The following is a 19705-nucleotide window of genomic DNA, read 5'->3' on the forward strand; positions in this document are numbered from 1 at the left end:
TCTACCTCCTTCGTAATACGGGCGGGGGTCTGCGAGGTTACAAAGAACTCACAACGCCGCCACCTGCCGAAAGCCTATCTAACCGCTACGCCAAGCGTGGAGAACTACGCAAATCGACAAGATATTATTTCATTAAATGGAAGTATCGCGCCCACTCGTCGGTTCACGATGGGCTTGGAGCTATGACAGAGCCGCGAGGTCGCTGCGAAGCCGCGGCGCGGCAAAGTCGAGGAAACGGCGAAGTTTGAGCGGCAGCGGAGCCTTTGACGTATGGAGCAGATGGATCGGAGACGGGGCCGGTTCCATCTCCTCGAGAACGATCCGCAGCGTTCCGGCTCTTACAGCATCGGCCACCTGGTAATGCAGGAGTTGAGTTAGCCCAGCCCCCTGGATCGCTGCCGCCGCTGCCGCCTCCGGCGTTGTTACCGTCAGGCGAGACAACAATGGCGGAATGCGTGCGTCCTGCGAGCCGGGAACACCAAAGCGCCACTGTGCAACTGGAATGGGCATGTTTACCGTAATTGAGGGAAAGTGGGCGATATCATCGAGTGTGCGCGGTTCACCCTTGTCTACAAACAAACGGGGACTGCCGCACAGGACGGTCCGGATCGATCCCACGCGGCTGCTGGTCATGGCGCTATCTGGCAGCTGGCCGATCCGGATCGCCACATCTACATTCTCCTCGACGAGTGCCAGATTGGTGTCGATCAGCACCAACCGCACATGAATTCCGGAGTAAAGTTCCAGAAATTCAGTAATGATCGGTAAGACATGAAGGCGTCCGAACATCGTGGGAGCCGTTACGACCAATTCGCCGATCGGCTCGATGAACTCGCCGGCTACTTCGCGCTCCGCCTGTTTCACCTTATTGAGAATCTCTCGTGCGGCGGCGACGTAGACAGCGCCGGCATCGGTCAGCATGATTTTGCGGGTCGTGCGCGTGAGCAGGCGCGCGCCAAGCAGGGCCTCCAGTTCGGAAATTCGACGGCTCAATGTTGGCAGCGATACTCGCATCGCCCGCCCGGCAGCGGAGAAGCTACCATGATCGACAACTTCCAGCAGCATCGACATGGCCTCAAGGCGATCCATCGATCCTCTCAATAAATGGAATAGTCATTTCTACCCACAACTCATAGTTCATACGTGGCCGGAATGCTAGTTGCGGTCGGCGAAACAGGTGTCAGGAGAGATTAGGTGCCTCACAGCTTCATGGAGATAGCCCGAACTCCCGACGTAGAAAAGGTTCAGACTGGGCTGGGTGTGACCACCTATGACGGGATTATGCGGGGAATGGGCGCATCCCGCATGGCGTTCAACCGGGGCAAGAAGTCCGTGGTGCTTGACCTGAAGCAGGAAGATGACCTGGAGACCATGCGGGACCGGAGCCTGTCAGGCACTAGTGTGTAAAGAGCGGCACGTAGCGTAAGCGTTTGCTATCGGTCGTGGTTCCTAGCATGGATAAACTTCGTGACCTTTTATTTGATCACAACTTAATCTCAATCAGATCCGGTCAACCACTGGAAAACGGCTCATCAGGCGGCAAAACTTTCATATTCCTGCTCTCATTGAACAGGCTGCTCATCTTCACTTTCATGCGATGCTTCTGGGATTGCCGCCGGCTCGCGATCAGGCGGTTGCACGTTCGCATCATCATTGTCGGAAGGCTCTATGACCTGCTCTCTTTTCGTGGATGGGGATTGTTCATCCTGATCAACGATTATAGCTTCCTCTGAGGTGCGGACAGATGATTCAGGCCGCGCGCTGCTCTTTTTTTCCTCCGGTTCGCTAGCCGGGACGATAGGCTCAGCTACTGGTTCTTCTGCGACCGATGGCACTCGTGCATTTGAATCACCCGTTGGATTTTCATCGGCAGTATTGTCGTTGGGCTCGACCTGGCTGCCTGTCTCAATTGGAGCAGGTATCGTTTTTGGAGAGTCCAATGAGGATCTGGTGATCTCTTTCTCCAATTCATAAGCCGGTGTGGAAGGCGTGTAGTCCACCTGCTTCATGTCAACATCAGTTTCGGCAATTGGCAGGTTCTCGAAATAATTTTCAGTTTGATGACTCTCGTCAATCATGACGCTGATGTTCTGTTCAGCGTAGTTGTTGACCACCACTTGTGTCGATGCGTCGATATTGATGTTAATGTTGACGGCGGGCGTAAACGGATCATCGTAGTAGCTCCAGTCTGTATAGGTGTAATAGGGCTCGTAATAGTCGGTCCAGCAGGTCTCCCAATATTCATAGGTAACCCGTTCCACTACGAAGTAGTGGGTATAAGCCGGGTAGTAAGTCGTCGTGACGACCCGATAGCCGTCCATCCAGCCCATAAACGAACCGAGGAGAAAGACCGTTCGCTGATAGTTTGCCTCATCAATACGGTCCTGTTCGATCCGGTCCAATTGGGTCGACAGTCTTCTGATATTGGCTGCAAGCTGAGTATTGGACCTTGTTTCGGTTTGCAGCCTGTTCACCTGTGAACGAAGCTTAGCTACCTGCGCCTTTAGTTCTTTTACCTGCTCGAAACTTGCCCTCACGGGTTTTGATTTGACTGGTTCAGTAAGCGCATAGCGCGTCCCATAGGCGGCCCAGTTCGTGGAAAGAGCCCTGACGCCTTCGCGCACCGTCGGATTGGCAATCCTGGCAGAATCCGAAATTGCTTCAATGCGGCCAACTGCAACAGAGAGACTGCTTGTAGCAGTCGTCATTTTCTTGGGGTCGCGGGCATTAATACCTTTTTCAAGGCTCCCAAGTGCCTGCAGTGCTTTGTTTGTCGCTTTCATAAGCATGGCATCAGCCCGCGAGCCTTTTTTGGGTTCGTTTTTGTAAGCAACAAGAATAGTTGAAAGAGAGCGGCGCATATTGAGTTGCAGTTGGGCTGCGTCAATCTTTGCAGATGACGCAGCCATAGCCTGGCTGCTCTCAAACAAAGGAACGGTGATTGATCCGGTCATGGCCAAAAGAAGGGCGCTGCTCAACATCATTGTTATGCGGCGTGTTTTTCTGATCGAGTTCATTCTTGTCCTCTTGCGTATTGGGCAGGCGCGGGCAAGTTGCACGCGCAGCGTTGTCAGGTTCGGATGCGGCCTCAACGCACCATTTTGCAATCGGAGTATTTTTCATACTGGCAATGTAAGTTGAACGGTCTGCTGACATGCGATGGCCGAACGATCAATATCGACGAAATGATTGCAAATAGAGCGACCATATAGATGGCAGCTGGCATAAAGCGAAATAGCGTCTGCATTTTGTATTCCTTTTGGGCCTATCAAACGTCGAAGATATGTGACCTTGGAGACTTAAATCGGTGCGATTCTGAAGATTGGGACGCTGCGATTTAGGGTATTGGGAATTCGTGACGGTCGGGCATATTGAAGTCTGGTGAAGACTCGTTACCAGTTTATTGTTTTGACATAAGGGCCGCCGGTTTGCCCGACATTGTATGAAAATCTGAAATGTCCTGCAGGCATGTCGGGCCAGGCAACCAATATCGTAAAAAACATTCCCGATAGCGCAGTCACATAAATGACGACTGGTACAAAACGAAACAGCACTCTCATGTTGCAGCTCCAGGTTTTTGCTCGAATCTCGAAGAGACATGCCATCGTGTGCGATCGTCTAATGTCCGCGCGGTTGCATGGATTTTGACCTCGTTGCCAATTCACGTGTTTTTGCTTCTACGGTGGTGGGTATACTTTATGATGCCTGAAAAACGCGTGAGTGCGTTGTCAGCGAATTGTCAGCTTCGTTGATCTAAGCTATCCCCTTGAAGGGCTTAGATGGTTTTAGGAGGATGCGAGTGCGTTTTCGGCCCTTGAGGGCGTTGCTGCGGTTTGCGGTCGTTGTCCTAGCACTACACCTTCCCAAGGCGGTGCAGGCACACGAATGGACAAGTGACGAGGGTGCTCATTACATCAAAATCTCCGACGACGGCGGTTCGGATGGCTCTTCGAGCGACGGTGGCTCTATGGATGGACCAGACTCGGGCGATGGCGTCTCCGATTCGGATGATTCCGGAAGCGATCAGCAATCTTACCCCGACGGTCCTGGAGGCAACCGACCCGACGAGAAATTTGAAGGACCAAATGGCGCTTTAAGAGCCGTCCAAGCCAACAGAGCCCTCCCACTAGACGACATTGTAACCATTGCCCGCCACCTTACCAACGGCCAGATCATTGACGCGCGGTTGCGCCCCGTGAGGGGTATTCTCCAATATGAGTTGAAGGTGCTCGAGACCAACAGCGAAGTCAGCCGCTATTCTTTCAATGCCCGCACAGGCAAACTCATAAGAGTGAGATAAACATGCGGATACTCGTTGCCGAAGATGACCGCCGCATAGCCGAGTCGCTTGGCACAGCGCTATCGGCCGCCGGTTTCCTTGCGGAATATGCCAGAGATGGAGAAGACGCTTGGTTCCGGGGTGACACCGAGCCATTCGATGCCGTGATCCTTGACCTGGGCCTTCCAACACTGGATGGCTTGACGATCCTGAAGCGCTGGCGCCGCGCAGGACGTAACGTTCCCGTCTTGATTCTTACTGCGCGCGGACAATGGGACGAAAGAGTGGAAGGAATCGAGTCCGGCGCTGACGATTACGTTGTAAAGCCTTTCCGGATGGAGGAGGTCGTGGCACGCATACGTGCGATCGTGCGTCGGGCAGGTGGCTTTGCATCATCTCAGATTGAAATTGGCGAACTGGTTCTCGACACACGGATGAGACAGGTCTCGCGCGCGGGCGTTCCAATCGTATTGACACCACAAGAATACCGGCTGCTCGCTTTCATGGCGCATCAGGGCGGACGCGTCGTTTCACAGGTCGAGATTACCGAACATCTCTATACGCAGGACTTCGAGGGCGGTTCGAACGCCGTTGAAGTCTTGGTCGGTCGCCTGCGCAAGAGATTAGGTGCCGATATCATCGCAACACGTCGAGGTTTTGGGTATATCCTTGGTGGGGATGCCCCTTGAGAATCCAGTCTTTACGGGTTCGTCTTATACTGGGAGCTGGTATTTGGATTGCCATTGCCCTCGTCTTGGCGGGTGTAACCATCGGCTATCTATTCACCAACAACGTGGAACGAGGCGCATCCGCAGATTTATCGGCGACAATGTCGCGCCTTGTCGCCTTGATCAATCCGGACGCCCTCAGTGCCGCACCTTTGCTTACTGGCGCTTTGCCTGATCCACGCTATCAGACACCGGTCAGCGGCCTCTATTGGCAGATCACAGATCTTGGCACCCAGCAAAACATCCGCTCGCGATCGCTCTGGGATTATGTTCTCAAGGTTAGCCCCTCAAATGAAGGCGGACAGCTGTCGACCGTTCAAGGGCCGGTGGGCCAATCATTGCTTGCATTGTCCCTGACGGCGCGCTTTGCAGAAACCAAAGGTGAACGGCGTTTTCAGATCATCGTCGCTCAAGACAGGTCTATCCTCGATGAGGCGATCACCCGCTTTGGGTGGGAGCTGGCCTTAGCCCTCCTGGTCCTCGGCTTTGTCCTTGTCGTTGCCGTCATCCTGCAGGTGCAGTTCGGTCTTTCTCCGTTCAGGAAATTGCGTAAGGATATTGAAAGTATCCGCAACGGCGCTGCGTCTTCAATCGATGCCATCTATCCGCTGGAAGTTGTTGCTGTGGTCGGCGAAGTAAATGCCCTCCTTGCCATGCAACAAAAATCGATGGATTTTGCGCGATCCCGTGCATCCGATCTTGCTCACGGGCTTAAAACCCCGCTGACGGTATTGGGCACGATCGCCTATGAGCTGGAAAAAGGCGGCAACACTCGCAGCGCAGCATCAATCGTCGATCTGACGAACGAGATGCGTGACCGGATAGATTATCAGTTAAGGCTGGTTCGACTGCGTCAACGCGTTCGGATGCACGCCCTCAGCGCGTCGTTGAGCAGCGTTGTTCCCCGCACGATTGCGGTGTTGAAAAGAACACCCAAAGGCGAACAACTGGTCTGGGTCGTTAATGTCAAGGATGGTCTGAACGTCGACATCGACGTAAACGACCTTGTCGAGCTTGTCGGTGTGATATTGGAGAACGCAGCGCAATGGGCGAACACGCAAATCCATATCAATGCTAAGCAGGATGGCGCGTTCGTCGAATGGCAAATATCCGACGATGGTCCGGGCATTCAGTTCTCAGATCACAGTACGATTGGTCTTCGCGACAGGCGGTTGGACGAGACAGTCACAGGCACTGGCCTTGGCCTGGCGATTGCTTCGGAGATTGTCTCCCTCAACAACGGAACGATTGCGTTTGAACGTTCCAGTCATGGTGGACTTGAAGTCATCATCCGCTTGCCGAGTGTGGCCGCCCATTAGAAATGTCGTTTGTTGTGAATAGATCTGTGGCAGCCTGCTCCCGTAGTATGCGCTCCCTTGTTCCTCGACCCAGCTGTTGCGCCGCGACGGTTTGCGTGCGCGTTTTTGATAGGCGATGACCTCGCTGCTGGTCTTTCCAACCGGCTCAGTTTCGCGTGGAAATCAACACCACAATTCCTCATGGTCCCGATGATGATCCGCTGCAAATCGCGCCAATCGATTGACGTCCAGGCGCTGGCGTAATCGATGCGTATGGGAGAACATCGTATCGAAAGAATTACAGAAATTGGCCCATCCATCATCCAGTCGATTGCAGCGATGCAGCCTCTACTTCTAGAAATTGTGTTGGCAGAATAAGCAAGACCGTATGTCAATCTCATTAGTCGCACACTTCGTATTCGTAATCGGGCGAAGTGTCCCGAACGACTTTGCGGTCACGGTAGATGATAGAGATCTTGTCACCGCGTGCGTCGCACGCGGCATTGAAAAAACTTACGGGATCAACGGGATTGCCATTGGTATCCTTGTTGTTGTCATTGTATTCGATCTCGTAAACCTGTTTGCCATACACTTTGGTGTACTCGCTGCATTCCTTCTCGTATTCGCATTCTTCGACAATCGCAAAATCAAAGCCGATTATCTTTGGGCCCTTGGGTGCAAGTTCCGAGGCGTTTTTCTGGGCGACAGCGAGATTGGCATCATGAGCCCGTTTGACCAGCAGCTTGGCAAACTCGATATTGGTTTCTGGTGACAAAGCGCCTTTGGATCTGTCCCATGAATCGAGATTGTCGGGTTCGAGAGCCTTAAAGCCGTCAGCCGCACATTTGTCGATCCAGGGACCGATTATTTTGATCAGATCCTTTCGTTTTGTGTCTGAAGATGTGTCTAATATATACTCTTCTGGCCATTTTGGATCGGTAACATACTCACCATCTTTCTTGATCAGCAGATTCGGATGGTTTTTTGTCCACCACTCCTTCTGCTTCGGTTGCGTCTGGAAGGCATTCACGTAACAGATATTGTATTTACCTTTTGCAGGGGCAACCTTTCTGTCCCGGACAACAATCTTAACACTGCGTTGCGGGCTGTATTCGCCTCCAATCTGGTAGTCGAATTTACCGTGGGCCGGAGGCAACGTTAGAGTTTGAGCATTTGCAGACAAAACAACGCAGCCTGTAGCAACGACGGCGGCGATCATCGCCGTTCGGAACCATTGAATACGCATTTCGATCAAGACCTTGTCTAGCTGAGTTCCCCGCCTCGAGCACGGCGTTCTGGCGTGACGAATATGACGGACTGGCTACCGCCTGGGTCAGCTAAATCCGGATATTTGCTTCTTGGCGAACCAAGGTCAAGGGTAATGAAACAGCTTCTGACGGTCGGTGGTGTCTGTGACCGCATTTCTGCTAAAACTGGGAAGCAAATCGCCCGCGATGTCACCAACTGCCGAAGTGTGACGGGCGCATCGGACTGATGGGCCTGTCGCTCATCGAACCTGTTGTCTTGAAGGAGGAGCGCTGGGATGAGCACCGACCTGGATACCGTGCGGTCCTATGATATGGTCGCGGCGGAGTACGCTTCAGAGGCCGCGGCGATGCCCGAATGGGTCGCGACAGAGATCGATGTGTTCGTGACCGCGCTGGGTGGCGCGGGCAGGGTGCTGGAGATTGGAAGCGGTGGCGGACGAGATGCACTTGAGCTTGAGAAGCGAGGAATTAGCGTCCGGCGCACCGACATTTCAAAGGGTTTCGTCGAACTGCTTCGCGAAAGTGGCTTCGAGGCTGACCCGTTGGATCCGCTGACCGAAGACTTGGCCGACCCGCAGCGTCCCGGTACGCCTTACGACGGGATCTGGGCCTGTGCGTGCCTGATTCATGTTGCGCGCGAGGATCTCGGCACGGTGCTTGGGCGGCTTGCCGAGGCGACCCGGACCGGTGGCCGATTGCACGCCTCCGTTAGAGAGGGCGACGGCGAGGATGTGTCCACACACGGCAGTGCTGCAGCGCCCCGGCGCTACGTCGAGACGTACTGGCGCGAGTCCGCCCTGCGGTCCGCACTCACCGACGCCGGCTGGATCGTCAGCGAGGTACGCCGGTGCGTTGGAAAGCCCCATGATCGGTGGCTGAGCGTTCGGGCGAGCCGGGCGTGATCCACACAGAACTTGCGGGAATGGCCGGTTGTAGTGCGACGATGAGCTCTAGGCAGTCACCGCAATGTCAGCTTCCGGTCGAAGGCACAATTACCTATCGACAGGTATGGGCGCGCAAAGCAGTCGTTGTTCGTTTGACTGCCTTTATTCGTGTTTTTGCCAAGAGGTACGATACAAACAGGCTTTTGATCGGGATTGTAGACTTTCGGGCTACAATGAAAATGTCCCAAACTCGCCTGTTTTCGGCTTTTTCAAAGGAAGATTTTCAAGGCGCCTGTGGCGCGTACAAACGATCCTTGGCAAGCGTATTGCGAGCTGAAGAAGCTCCTATCCTGATGCGAGCGGCACACCGGTGACGTCTAGCCAATAATAGCCCGCGAACGTCTCAAGCTCTACCCTGCAGATCCGATCCTGCCGTCCTCGGACATCTTCCAGTACGGTGCAGTGTTTAAAAGCATCCCGGAAATTCCCAATTGAACGCCTGACTTGGCGGGCCTTTCCCATGCAGGTGATCGCCCGGCAAAACAAATTTTCCCAGCCCTGTCGGAATCTCCCTATCTTGGCCGTCCTTGCAGCATCAACCGCTTCAACCCGGAGGTTCATCATGGAAAACGCTCAATCGGCCTGGCAGACTGCCGCCATTCTCATTGCCCGCATTATCTTCGCCGCTGTCTTTTTGATGGCTGTCACCTTCAAATTCATGGATATGGGCGCGACGGCAAGTTACATCGCCGCCGCCGGCTTCCCGTTCCCGCTGTTTCTCGCCTGGTGCGCAGCGATCCTCGAAATGCTGCTGGTCATCGCCTTTCTGACCGGCGCCGTTTTCACTCCGGCGGCGATAGTCGCGGCCGTTTACGTCATCTTCCTCGGATTTTCATTCCACGGCCCGTCGCACTGGGCCAGCAACCAGGCCGAATTCGGCTTCTTTGTCGACCATTTCACTTTCGTAGCGGGTTTGTTTTTCGCCGCCGTGCACGGGCCGGGAAGCGTGCTTGCGCTCGGAGCGGGCTGGCAAGGCAGGGCCTGAGCGACGGGCTTGTCATAGCGTGTGGCGACGCGTCGGAAGTGCTCCAGCTTGGAGAAAAACCGCTCGATCGGATTGCGCTCACGGTAAGCCTCTTGCTGAAGCGGGAAAAGAGAGCAGCGCTGAAATCGGCTGTTTAACGCGTCATCTGGCGAACCCTAATTCTTGTTTGTGGTGAAGTTTTCTCGCATCTTTTCCAGCCAGGCGAACACAGTGCCGAGCGCCTGGTTGCCCTTGCCGAGAAGCCCCGTCAGTTCGCTTTCGGCGGTCCCGCGCTTGGCGGCGTCGGATTCGGGCAGCGGCGGCAGGATGTGGGCATAATAGGTCTTGTCCAGCAGACGATGCAGCAGGCGTTCGCCTGGAAACGGCTCGCCATTGTTCAGCGCCCGTGCCCCTTTGAGCAGCGAGCGGATATCATACTGGGTCGGGCTGATGTCCGGCACCTGCTTTGGCAGGTTCAGAAGCGTGTACACGGCGACCCGCGCGGTGCGGATTGAGCTGTCCATGGTGAAGATGATGTCGTTCGACGTCTCGACAAACTGGCCCATCAGGCCAAGGTTGGTGCAACCCGCGGGCACAACGTGTGGACGATCGCCCGCCGCACGCGGCATGAACTGCGCCGTGATATACGGCATCAGCGCAATGCGCGCCTTGGTGTTTGCCACCACATCGTCGAGTTGATCTTCAATGCCGAGATGATAGCAAAGCTCGGCCAGGATCTCACGCCCGGTGCAGGCCGGCATCGCCTTTTTGACGAAGTTGCCCTCCTTGTCCATCAGCAGCGCATAGACCCAGACCACCAGAACATCCTTCGGCTGGGTCGGGAAGTGCGGCTGGCGGTTGCAGGTAAAGCTGAGCACCCAATTGGAATCGGTAAAGGTGATGATCCCTCCGGTCACCGTCTTGCCCGAATAGGGATCGTTGACCGAAAGCTCTTTCAGCTTTTCGACAAAGGGCGACGGTTTGCAGGTGAGTGTCACTGATTCCCACATCGAGCCATCGACATTGCCGTAGAATTTCTCGGGCTTGCCGAAGATGGGCGACTTCCTGGCGAGATTCTTCCACAGTGCCCAATCGCTCGCGTCGCCCGGGTCATGCCTGCCGCGGTCGAGCACCGGGGCATTGTCCATGTCGCCATAGGCAGTGCCCTCGGTCATCGACCCGGTCAGCGCAAAGACCAGATCCTTCTGGCCAACGGCAATGGCGGTATCGGCTCCGCCCACCTTGGCCCGGATGGCTGTTACCGTGCGGGCCTCGCCTTCGACGGTCATGTCGAGATCATAGGCGCGCGTGTCGAACTGCACCTTCACACCGCGTTCCCGCAGATGCGCTACCAGGGGACGAACAAAACTGTCGAACTGATTGTATTTCGGGAAGATCAGCGCCGACATGTCGGTCAGTCCATCGATCGCGTCGAGGAACCGGTGCATGTAGAGCTTCATTTCGAGAAGGCTCTGCCAGTTTTCGAACGCGAACATGGAGCGCCAGAGGTACCAGAAGTTGGTTTCGAGGAAGCCTGCGCTGAAATACTGCTCAATGGTGATGTCGTCGAGATCCTCCTTACGCTTCAACATCAGGCGGATCAGTTCCCACTGCTGTGATTTGGAGAGGCCCAGCGTCGAAAAATCACGTATCTGGCCCTGCTTGTGCATGAGCCGGGCCTTGGAGAAGTTCGGGTCATTGTCGTTGACCAACCGATATTCGTCGAGGACACTGTAGCCCTCGGGCAGTTCGAGCGCCTGCACGTCCTGGAACATGTCCCACAGATTATCGTAGTTCCAGTTCATCTCGCGGCCGCCGCGGACGATATAGCCGTCCTCCGGATTGCCCGCGCCGTCAAGCGAGCCGCCCTCGATGTGCATCGTATCCAATATGGTGATGTCCTCGCCCGCCATACCGCCATCGCGGATCATGTAAAAGGCGGCGGCAAGGCCCGCGATGCCACTGCCGATGATCCAGGCCTTGCGGCGTTCAGCCGGCCCGGTCAGGACCGGTCGGTTGCGCATATAAGCTCCCATCATGTCGGGTGGCGGCAGGCTGTTGCCGGCGCTGTTGTGCCAATAGGCGGCGGTGGCATCGGCCTCGACCGTGAACGTCTTGCCGGATTTGCTGGCGGTGGTGTTCGAGTTGGTCATGGCATCTCTCTCCGGATCGAGTTGAAATTCCAGCTTGAATGCTTTGCGGGATTTATCGGTTTGATGGCGGGTGACGTCAAATCGTGATCCATCGGATGAACTCAACACACCACTTCTTCCACTATTCAAGATCTTCGAAGTTCGAAATTGCCTGAGCTGCTATCGATAAAGTTTGGTGCAATCTCCAGAATCGAAGGCGGTTCCCCCAGTAAACAATTGATTATGCATTGAAGCAATGGAAGCATGTAACAGTAACAGAATGCTCGAATGCAGCTCGCTCAGGACCTGATCGCTAAGGTCAAGCGCCCTGGATTTTCAGCACGCCTGCCACACTTTGCGCTATGACGATCTCTTCATTGGCAGCGACAACATGGACGTCAACCTTGCTTTCGGGCTTGCTGATGATGGCCGCTCCGGCACGATTTGCCCGATGGTCCAGAAGAACGCCGAGCCAAGCCAATCTGGCGCAGATCCGTTCACGAATCTGCCAGGAATTTTCGCCGATGCCTCCGGTAAAAACCAGCACCTCCACACCTTCGAGCGCGGCTGTCATTCTGGCGGCTTCGGCGACGGCACGGTAGACGAACAGATCGATTGCCGCCAAGGCGTGCGGGTCGCTCGAGTCCAGCAGGGTGTGCATGTCGGCGGATATTCCGGAGACTCCCAGGAGGCCCGACTGGTTGTAGAGCAGATGTTCCACTGCATCGGGACTCATTTTGAGCTCGCGTATCAGGTGGAGAAGAAGTCCGGGATCCAAGCTCCCCGATCGCGTTCCCATCATCAGACCGTCCAATGGGGTATACCCCATCGTCGTATCGACGCTGGTGCCATCCCGCATGGCGCAAAGGCTGCACCCGTTGCCCAAATGCGCGACGACGGTTCGTTTTCCCTTCAGTTGCGGGGAGACGACCGCAAGCTCGGATGCAACGTGCTGGTAGGATAAACCGTGAAAACCGAATTTTCGGATGCCTTGCGTTTGATACCTGATCGGAAGTGCGTAGCTGCGGGCTTCGATGCCGAGATGATGGTGGAAGGCCGTGTCAAAGCATCCGATCTGCAGAAGGTCGGTCAGCACGTCCCGTAACACGCGGACCGGTTCAAGGCTGGCGGGCTGATGGAGAGGAGCCAGCGGGGTCAGCGCGTCCAGTTCGTCAAGGACGTCAGGCGTCAGTCTGACCGGCGCATAATACTGAGTGCCGCCGTGAACGATACGATGTCCGGCCGCAACGATCGATGACATATGTCCTTCGCTCGCTAGCCATCCGGTCAAGTGCTCCAAAACATGGCGCAATGAACTGCCCGTTTCCAGCGAGAGCCCGGAGGCTTTGCGTGTGCCGGTGCTTGTGGAGAAATGTGGTGTGCCGTGAAGGTCGGAATATTTCCCCCTGGCGACCTCCGTCACGGCCGTTTCAGAGCACGCAAACACCCCGAACTTGAGGCTTGACGATCCGGCATTGAGAACAAGGATCAAATCCGGCACGGCCTCAATCCCCGGTTGCGGCAGCCGACGGGTAGGGCCAGCTCCACTCCCGGATTTCAGGCATGTCTTCGCCATGTATCCGGATGTAACGGGCATGTTCGTCAAGCTTGCTGCGAAAATGCTCGATGGCCTGTTCAGCGCCGCGGGGCGGTTGCCCGCGCAGGCGTTTCAAGGCTTCGATGGCAAGGTGATACCTGTCGAGTTCGTTCAAAACCACCATGTCGAACGGCGTCGTCGTCGTTCCTTCCTCGTTGAAACCCCTGACATGAATGTTGGCATGATTGCTGCGGCTATAGGTCAGGCGGTGGATGAGATAGGGATAGCCGTGATAGGCAAAGATCACCGGCTGTGTTGTTGTGAACAGCGCATCAAATGCCGCATCCGTCAGACCATGCGGATGGCGGTCCTGCGGCTGAAGCGTCATCAAGTCGACGACGTTGACGACCCGGACACGCAATTGCGGCAGGCATTGCCGCAGGAGATCGACCGCGGCGAGCGTCTCGAGTGTCGGTACGTCGCCGGCACATGCCATGACGACGTCAGGCTCGCCATAGTCGGCATTGCTGCCGGCCCAGTCCCATATGCCTGCTCCGGCTTCGCAATGTTTGATGGCGTCTTCGATACCCAGCCACTGGGGTGAGGGCTGCTTACCCGCGACGATGACGTTGACGCGGTTATGCGTCTTCAGGCAGTGATCAGCCACCCACAACAGGGTATTGGCATCGGGCGGAAAATACACCCGGACGATCTCTGCCTTCTTGTTGGTTACGAGGTCAACGAAACCGGGGTCCTGATGGCTGAACCCGTTATGGTCCTGCCGCCACACATGGGAGGTCAGCAGATAATTCAGGGACGGCACGTCCTTGCGCCACGCAAGTTCATTGATGACCTTGAGCCACTTGGCGTGCTGATTGAACATCGAGTCGACAATGTGGATGAATGCTTCATAGCAGGAGAACAATCCGTGGCGTCCGGTGAGGGTGTAGCCTTCCAGCCATCCCTGGCACAGATGTTCACTCAGTACCTCCATCACCCTGCCGTCTGTTGCAAGGTTCTCGTCGAAGGCTTCGATGGTCTCCATCCAGACGCGACCGGTCACATCAAAGACCGCGTCCAGCCTGTTGGAAGCTGTTTCATCCGGTCCGAAGAGGCGAAAATTCCGGCTTCCAGCGCTTCGCTCCATTACGTCGCGTAGGTACCCGCCAAGAACCCGTGTCGCCTCTCCCGTGACGGTGCCATATTCCGGTACCGGGACGGCGTGTGCGCGAAAGTCAGGTAGATCCAGCTTACGATGTGCCCCACCTCCATTGGCGTGCGGGTTGGCTCCCATCCGCCTGTCTCCGGAAGGCGCGAGCGCCTGCAGATCCTCGACCAGCCTGCCGCTCGCGTCGAACAGGTTTTCGGGGGCGTAACTTCGCATCCAGTTCTCAAGAAGCTGTCTGTGGTTGCTGTCGTTGCGCGCGTTCGCAATGGGCACCTGGTGGCTGCGCCAAAATCCCTCGACCTTCTTGCCATCGACTTCCTTGGGACCCGTCCAGCCTTTCGGGCTGCGCAAGATGATCATTGGCCATTTGGGCCGCTTTGACGCCTTGCCGGCTGTTCTGGCTTCCAATTGTATCGCAGAAATGCGGTCGAAGGCTTTGTTTAAGGCCGCCGCCATCAACTGGTGCATCCGTTGGGGATCACTGCCTTCGACAAACAGGGGCTCGTATCCGTATCCTTCGAACAGGCTTTTCAGCTCGCTGTCCGGCATGCGCCCCATCACTGTGGGATTGGCTATCTTGTAACCATTCAGATGCAGGATCGGAAGGACGGCTCCATCATGCACGGGATTGAGGAACTTGTTCGAATGCCAGGAAGCGGCGAGGGGACCGGTCTCGGCTTCACCGTCGCCGACAACGCATGCGACCGTGAGTTCCGGATTGTCAAAGGCAGCGCCATAGGCATGAACAAGCGCATAGCCAAGTTCGCCTCCTTCATGGATCGAGCCGGGCGTCTCCGGTGCGGCGTGACTTGGAATGCCTCCGGGAAACGAGAACTGCCTGAACAGTTTCCTCATGCCAGTCTCATCGCGGGAGATTGCCGGATATATGTCGCTGTAGCTTCCCTCGAGATACGTGTTGGCAACCATGCCGGGGCCACCATGGCCAGGGCCGCAAACATAGATCATATCGAGATCGCGCGCCTTGATGCACCTGTTGAGATGGGCATAGATGAAATTCAGCCCCGGTGTCGTTCCCCAGTGTCCCAGGAGGCGTGGCTTTACATGTTCGGGCTTCAGGGGTTGCCGCAATAGGGGGTTATCCATCAGATAAATCTGGCCGACGGAAAGATAGTTTGCAGCGCGCCAGTAGCGGTCGATCAGACTGAGTTCGCGCGGATCGAGAACATCGGGAAGTTCCTGTTGCATTGCCGCTCCTTTTCGTGTGCCGCAGTCAAGTATGCTTCCGGGGTGCGTCTTCGACACCCGGCGATCAGAGGTCCGCAGCCCTGTCATCTCTTCCCAAAGCTCGAACATGCAAGGTTGGGGTCGGACATCTCCCGTTGAAACGCCAGCATCGCTGAAGTGCTTCAATCCCGGAAGGTACGTAACCGTAACATCGGATCAACGAGACAACTGAACAGCACTGCTGCATTGGAAACTTATTCTGGGGCGCAAGTTGGAGCCGCCCGCCGCACCAGAAATCTTCAACCGTCGACCACAATAGCCATGTCGCCCTGACCCGCCGAAGCCGTACGAAACTCATGTTTGTGTTCATTTTGTCTTGATCGGCTCTGGTCGACCGCAGATGGAAAATCAGGTCAACCGGTGACGAAGCTCAACGCCCTTTCGCTTGAATGGGCCAAAGGCCGTCGCCGGACAGGCATTGGCACATAATGGCAAGACCGATGATCCACCAATGCTAAAAACGAGCTAACTGGAATTGGCCGGTCGATCGCGCAATGATCGGCTGGATGGCGTTTTCTTGCTCCGTGTCGCCCCCCTGTGGAATGGCATGGGGCTCGTTGGTCAGGAGGAGCACCGTGACCTGGGTCATGGAAGAAAAGGGCTGTGCATTCGGCATTCGCTCGCGACATACGCGGCACCTTTTCTCCAATTGTATCATTTGACAGGAGTCATTGCCCAAAAGCCGCGTATCAATTTCTCATTGGCGATCCGATCTTGCCGAGATGTGGACTGCCAAAAAACAATGACAATAAAAGCAAATTTTCCCATCGGAAACTGTGCGGATCGGCACAGTTTCCGATGGGAAAACGTGAAATGTTGCAAATAACATAGTCTTGCTAAAGCAAGACTAGCTCTCGGGATGTTTAGGGGATGGGTGGAAAATGCAGTACATAAATGATCTGTTCGGTGGGCTTAAGCGGCCCTGCGCCACGATTATTTCGGTTATTGGTTTTATTACATTTAACTCTGGCGCGGCTTGGTCGCAACCTTCTGCTGACGATCTGTCGCAACAATTAGCCAATCCGCTGGCCAGTCTGATCAGCGTTCCCCTTCAAAGTAATTTTGATTTTAAAGCCGGTGCCAACAAAGACGGCTTTGCCTACGGGCTCAACATTCAGCCTGTCATTCCATTCAGCATAAACGATGAGTGGAACGTTATATCACGCACGATTATACCGATCGCCTACCGGGACTACACGCCAGGCGGAAGTGTTTCCGGTTTAGGCGATATAAATGCCAGCCTTTTTCTATCTCCCAAAAACGCAGGGCCTGGCGGTTTGATATGGGGCGCCGGTCCGGTGTTTCTTCTGCCCACGGCCACTGATGATTATCTTGGTAGCGGCAAATTCGGACTTGGGCCGACAGCGGTGGCACTTGTCCAGCGAAAGGAGTGGACGGTCGGCGCATTGGGCAATCATATTTGGTCGGTCGCAGGGTCTTCGAGCAGGCAGGATGTCAGTGCCAGTCTGTTGCAGCCATTTGTTTCCTATAATTTTGGCCAGGGAAGATCGATGTCGCTCAGCGTGGATTCAACCTATGACTGGGAGGCAAATCAATGGACAGTGCCAATCAATTTGGGCGCTAGCCAGGTTTTCAAGATCAATAACCAGGCTATGAGCTTGCAACTGGGCGGGCGTTACTACGCCGATGGACCCGCGGGCAGTCCAGAATGGGGGCTGCGCACGACCCTGACATTTATGTTTGCCAAATAAGTGAGCCGAATGTGCTGGCAATGTAACGGTGAAATTCACTACTCCCAAAAGTTGTAAATCTCACGCGATTTTGGCAAGTGATAGTGTCAACCACGTGAGTGCGACGAGGTGCAATGGCTACCATTCCCATAACGCGCAGCCAGTTTCTTCTTCCTTTTATCGGGATTCTCGATGAAATTGGTGCGCCGACGCATTCGCTTCTGGAAAAATTTCGGCTGCCATCGTCTCTGGAGCCGAAAAACGATCTCTATGTCCCGCTCTTGCCGGCAATCCACTTTATTGAGACCGCCCAGAGCACCCAGGGCATCAAAGATTTTGGCTTCCTGGCCAGCCAGCGCCTGCATTATTCCCATCTGAGAGAAAAGACCAGAGCGCTGATCGCTCACTCCCCGACACTGCTTGTTGCGTTGCGGCACGCCTGCAACTGGGCCTCACGGGAGGATACGGTCCTGAGCATGTGGATCGAACACGATAGTGATCACGTGCGGGTTTGCAGCAGGCTTGGCAGAACAAGCGCGCTCCTGCATCTGGAGCATGCGCAATGGCTCCAGAATATTTTCTCTGTCTACATCGTCCGGCAATTCACAGGGCCCAACTGGATGCCGACGACGATGGCTTTTGAAGCTCGTTACACGCCGGGTGCGGCGACGCAATCTTCCTGGCCAAATGTGCGCTTCCTGTCTGAACAGCGTGCCGCCTGGATCAGCATACCGATTGCGTGCCTTAGTCTCTCCAATCGTTCGACCGAATTGTTTGCCTCGTCGCATGAGCATGAGGATGGGCCTTCCGGCTACGATATCGTCGAGGTGCTCAAACTGATGTTGCCATCCTATCTCGACGGAGCCGTTCCAACGCTTCCCGAGGTCGCGGAGATGGCGGGCGTCAGCACGCGCACCTTTCAACGCAAACTCTCTCACGTTGATTTTGCATATTCCGATATTCTCGATACCGTCAGATTTGAGCGCTCGAGCGCCCTTTTACGGGATACCGATTCCAAGATTATTGATATCGCATTTGCTTCCGGATATTCCGATCCGGCACATTTCAGCCGCGCATTCCGCCGAATAGCCGGTGTTACGCCGCAGCAGTTTCGCGCGCAATCGCAGTTGCGATAGGTGTGTTTCTCTCGGAATATTTGTCGCCATTCCGCGCCTTTTCTCTTGGATGGGAGAAATGCCGTCGCCGGACAGACATTGGCACAAAATGGCAAGACCGGTGATCCGTCTATGCCTAAAACGGACTGATTAGAATTTGCCGGTTGGTCACATGATGATCGATCAGATGGTGTTCGCATGCTCCGTGTCGCCCCCTGTGGAATGGCACGGGGTCGTTAGTCAGTTTGAACGAAGAGGTATATCCATGTTCCGCTCGGTTAAGATCAGTCTAGCAGTTGCTTCGGTTGTATGGGCCAGCGGAGCATTTGCCGAAACATCAGGCAGCAAAATGCCGGTCACAGTTGACAATTTCGCCCGCGCGGAGACCGACCATTACCTCGCGGCCAATACAAAGGACATAGGCGGACTGGGCAAGTTCAAGCACTCCCGCGAGCCTGTGCCGGTTGACAAGCAAACGGTCATCCGTATGAACCGGGATACGCTGTATTCATTTGCTGTGTTTGATCTTGCTGGCGGGCCGGTAACGCTCTCGCTGCCAGACGCGGGCAAACGCTATATGTCGATGATGGTCGTCGATCAGGATCACTATCTGCCAATCGTCGCCTACGGGACGAACCCGGTTACGCTGACGCAGAAATCGGTTGGCACCAGATATGCCTTCGTCGCTGTCCGGACGCTGGTTGACCCTAATGATCCGAAGGATCTCGACGAGGTTCACAAGCTTCAGGATGCCATCAAGGTCAGCCAGAAGGACGCAGGCAAGCTCGACCTTCCAAACTGGGATGAAGAGGGCCTCACGGATGTTCGCAATGCGCTGCTTGCGCTGGCAAAACATCAGACGTCCTATCACGATTCCTTTGGAGCCCGCGGCGAAGTCGATCCGATCCAGCACTTGATTGGCACAGCCTCCGGTTGGGGTGGCATTCCGGAAAAGGACGCCATGTACCCGAGTTTCACTCCCGAGAAAAACGATGGCAAAACGGTCTACACCCTTAACGTGCCAAAGAGCGTGCCGGTGAAGGCTTTCTGGTCGATCAGCGTTTACAACGCAAAAGGCTTCTTCGAGAAAAACGACTACAATGCCTATTCGATCAACGACATCACTGCCACGAAAAATGCCGACGGATCGGTGACTGCCCAGTTCGGAGGCTGTGACGGCAAAATCCCCAACTGCCTGCCAATCGTTGAGGGCTGGAACTACACTGTACGGCTTTATCGTCCGGAGCCAACCCTTGTGAGTGGTGAGTGGAAGCTTCCCGAGGCCAAGCACTAAACCCAGTCCCTGGTGGAACCACGCGCAGATGGTATCCGGAGC

14 protein-coding genes and 1 pseudogene are annotated in these 19705 nt (G+C 55.3%); 8 read left to right on the forward strand and 7 right to left on the reverse strand.

Translation table 11 applies throughout. The features are described from left to right. Positions 1-180: 180 nt before the first annotated feature. A complete protein-coding gene (locus tag ACZ5FP_RS05530; protein WP_464662627.1) occupies positions 181-1089 on the reverse strand; it encodes a LysR family transcriptional regulator in 909 nt (302 codons plus the stop codon). 105 nt (positions 1090-1194) lie between these two features. Here ACZ5FP_RS05530 and ACZ5FP_RS05535 point away from each other — a divergent pair, with 105 nt between their 5' ends. Then, a complete protein-coding gene (locus ACZ5FP_RS05535) occupies positions 1195-1407 on the forward strand; it encodes a hypothetical protein (protein WP_464662629.1) in 213 nt (70 codons plus the stop codon). Between the two features lie 155 nt (positions 1408-1562). Here ACZ5FP_RS05535 and ACZ5FP_RS05540 read toward each other — a convergent pair whose 3' ends face one another. Then, positions 1563-3017, reverse strand: a complete 1455-nt coding sequence (locus tag ACZ5FP_RS05540; protein WP_464662631.1) for an FtsB/FtsL family cell division protein — start codon at positions 3015-3017, stop codon at positions 1563-1565. Positions 3018-4302: 1285 nt separating this feature from the next. On the opposite strand from ACZ5FP_RS05540, the gene ACZ5FP_RS05545 reads away from it, so the two are divergent. Together ACZ5FP_RS05545 and ACZ5FP_RS05550 are read left to right on the forward strand one after the other, a co-directional pair. After that, positions 4303-4968, forward strand: a complete 666-nt coding sequence (locus ACZ5FP_RS05545) for a response regulator transcription factor (RefSeq protein ID WP_464662633.1) — start codon at positions 4303-4305, stop codon at positions 4966-4968. Further along, positions 4965-6326, forward strand: a complete 1362-nt coding sequence (locus tag ACZ5FP_RS05550; RefSeq protein WP_464662635.1) for a sensor histidine kinase — start codon at positions 4965-4967, stop codon at positions 6324-6326. Before ACZ5FP_RS05545 ends, ACZ5FP_RS05550 begins: the two co-directional genes overlap by 4 nt. Before the next feature lie 379 nt (positions 6327-6705). Here the strand turns inward: ACZ5FP_RS05550 and ACZ5FP_RS05555 are convergent, their stop codons facing one another. Beyond that, complete coding sequence (locus tag ACZ5FP_RS05555) at positions 6706-7551, reverse strand: endo alpha-1,4 polygalactosaminidase (RefSeq protein WP_464663189.1); 846 nt, start codon at positions 7549-7551, stop codon at positions 6706-6708. A gap of 297 nt (positions 7552-7848) precedes the next feature. Between ACZ5FP_RS05555 and ACZ5FP_RS05560 the strand changes: the two genes are divergently transcribed. Both ACZ5FP_RS05560 and ACZ5FP_RS05565 read left to right on the forward strand, forming a co-directional pair. Continuing rightward, on the forward strand, positions 7849-8475 hold the full coding sequence (locus ACZ5FP_RS05560; RefSeq protein WP_464662637.1) for a class I SAM-dependent methyltransferase: 627 nt from the start codon (positions 7849-7851) through the stop codon (positions 8473-8475). 604 nt (positions 8476-9079) lie between these two features. Then, entirely contained in the window at positions 9080-9502 is a 423-nt protein-coding gene (locus ACZ5FP_RS05565; RefSeq protein ID WP_464663191.1) for a DoxX family protein, read from the forward strand. Here the strand turns inward: ACZ5FP_RS05565 and ACZ5FP_RS05570 are convergent. The 4 genes and pseudogenes from ACZ5FP_RS05570 to ACZ5FP_RS05585 form a co-directional block, all read right to left on the reverse strand. Next, a pseudogene (locus tag ACZ5FP_RS05570) lies at positions 9502-9588 on the reverse strand (IS5/IS1182 family transposase); the annotation flags it as partial. The gene ACZ5FP_RS05565 and the pseudogene ACZ5FP_RS05570 overlap by 1 nt on opposite strands. Positions 9589-9657: 69 nt before the next feature. Next, positions 9658-11634, reverse strand: a complete 1977-nt coding sequence (locus ACZ5FP_RS05575) for an oleate hydratase (RefSeq protein ID WP_464662639.1) — start codon at positions 11632-11634, stop codon at positions 9658-9660. 298 nt (positions 11635-11932) lie between these two features. Then, positions 11933-13114 carry an acetate/propionate family kinase gene (locus ACZ5FP_RS05580; RefSeq protein ID WP_464662641.1) on the reverse strand — a complete coding sequence of 394 codons (1182 nt, stop codon included), beginning with the start codon at positions 13112-13114 and terminating at the stop codon, positions 11933-11935. Between the two features lie 4 nt (positions 13115-13118). Beyond that, positions 13119-15524: a phosphoketolase family protein gene (locus ACZ5FP_RS05585; protein WP_464662643.1), complete on the reverse strand. Its 2406-nt coding sequence runs from the start codon at positions 15522-15524 to the stop codon at positions 13119-13121. Positions 15525-16444: 920 nt separating this feature from the next. Here ACZ5FP_RS05585 and ACZ5FP_RS05590 point away from each other — a divergent pair. The 3 genes from ACZ5FP_RS05590 to ACZ5FP_RS05600 all read left to right on the forward strand — a co-directional run bounded on the left by ACZ5FP_RS05590 (position 16445) and on the right by ACZ5FP_RS05600 (position 19663). Then, complete coding sequence (locus tag ACZ5FP_RS05590; RefSeq protein ID WP_464662644.1) at positions 16445-17275, forward strand: transporter; 831 nt, start codon at positions 16445-16447, stop codon at positions 17273-17275. 113 nt (positions 17276-17388) lie between these two features. Continuing rightward, entirely contained in the window at positions 17389-18390 is a 1002-nt protein-coding gene (locus ACZ5FP_RS05595) for a helix-turn-helix transcriptional regulator (protein ID WP_464662646.1), read from the forward strand. A gap of 151 nt (positions 18391-18541) precedes the next feature. Then, a complete protein-coding gene (locus ACZ5FP_RS05600) occupies positions 18542-19663 on the forward strand; it encodes a DUF1254 domain-containing protein (protein ID WP_464662647.1) in 1122 nt (373 codons plus the stop codon). Positions 19664-19705: the final 42 nt, after the last annotated feature.

Source organism: Phyllobacterium sp. T2-21 (assembly GCF_055378485.1).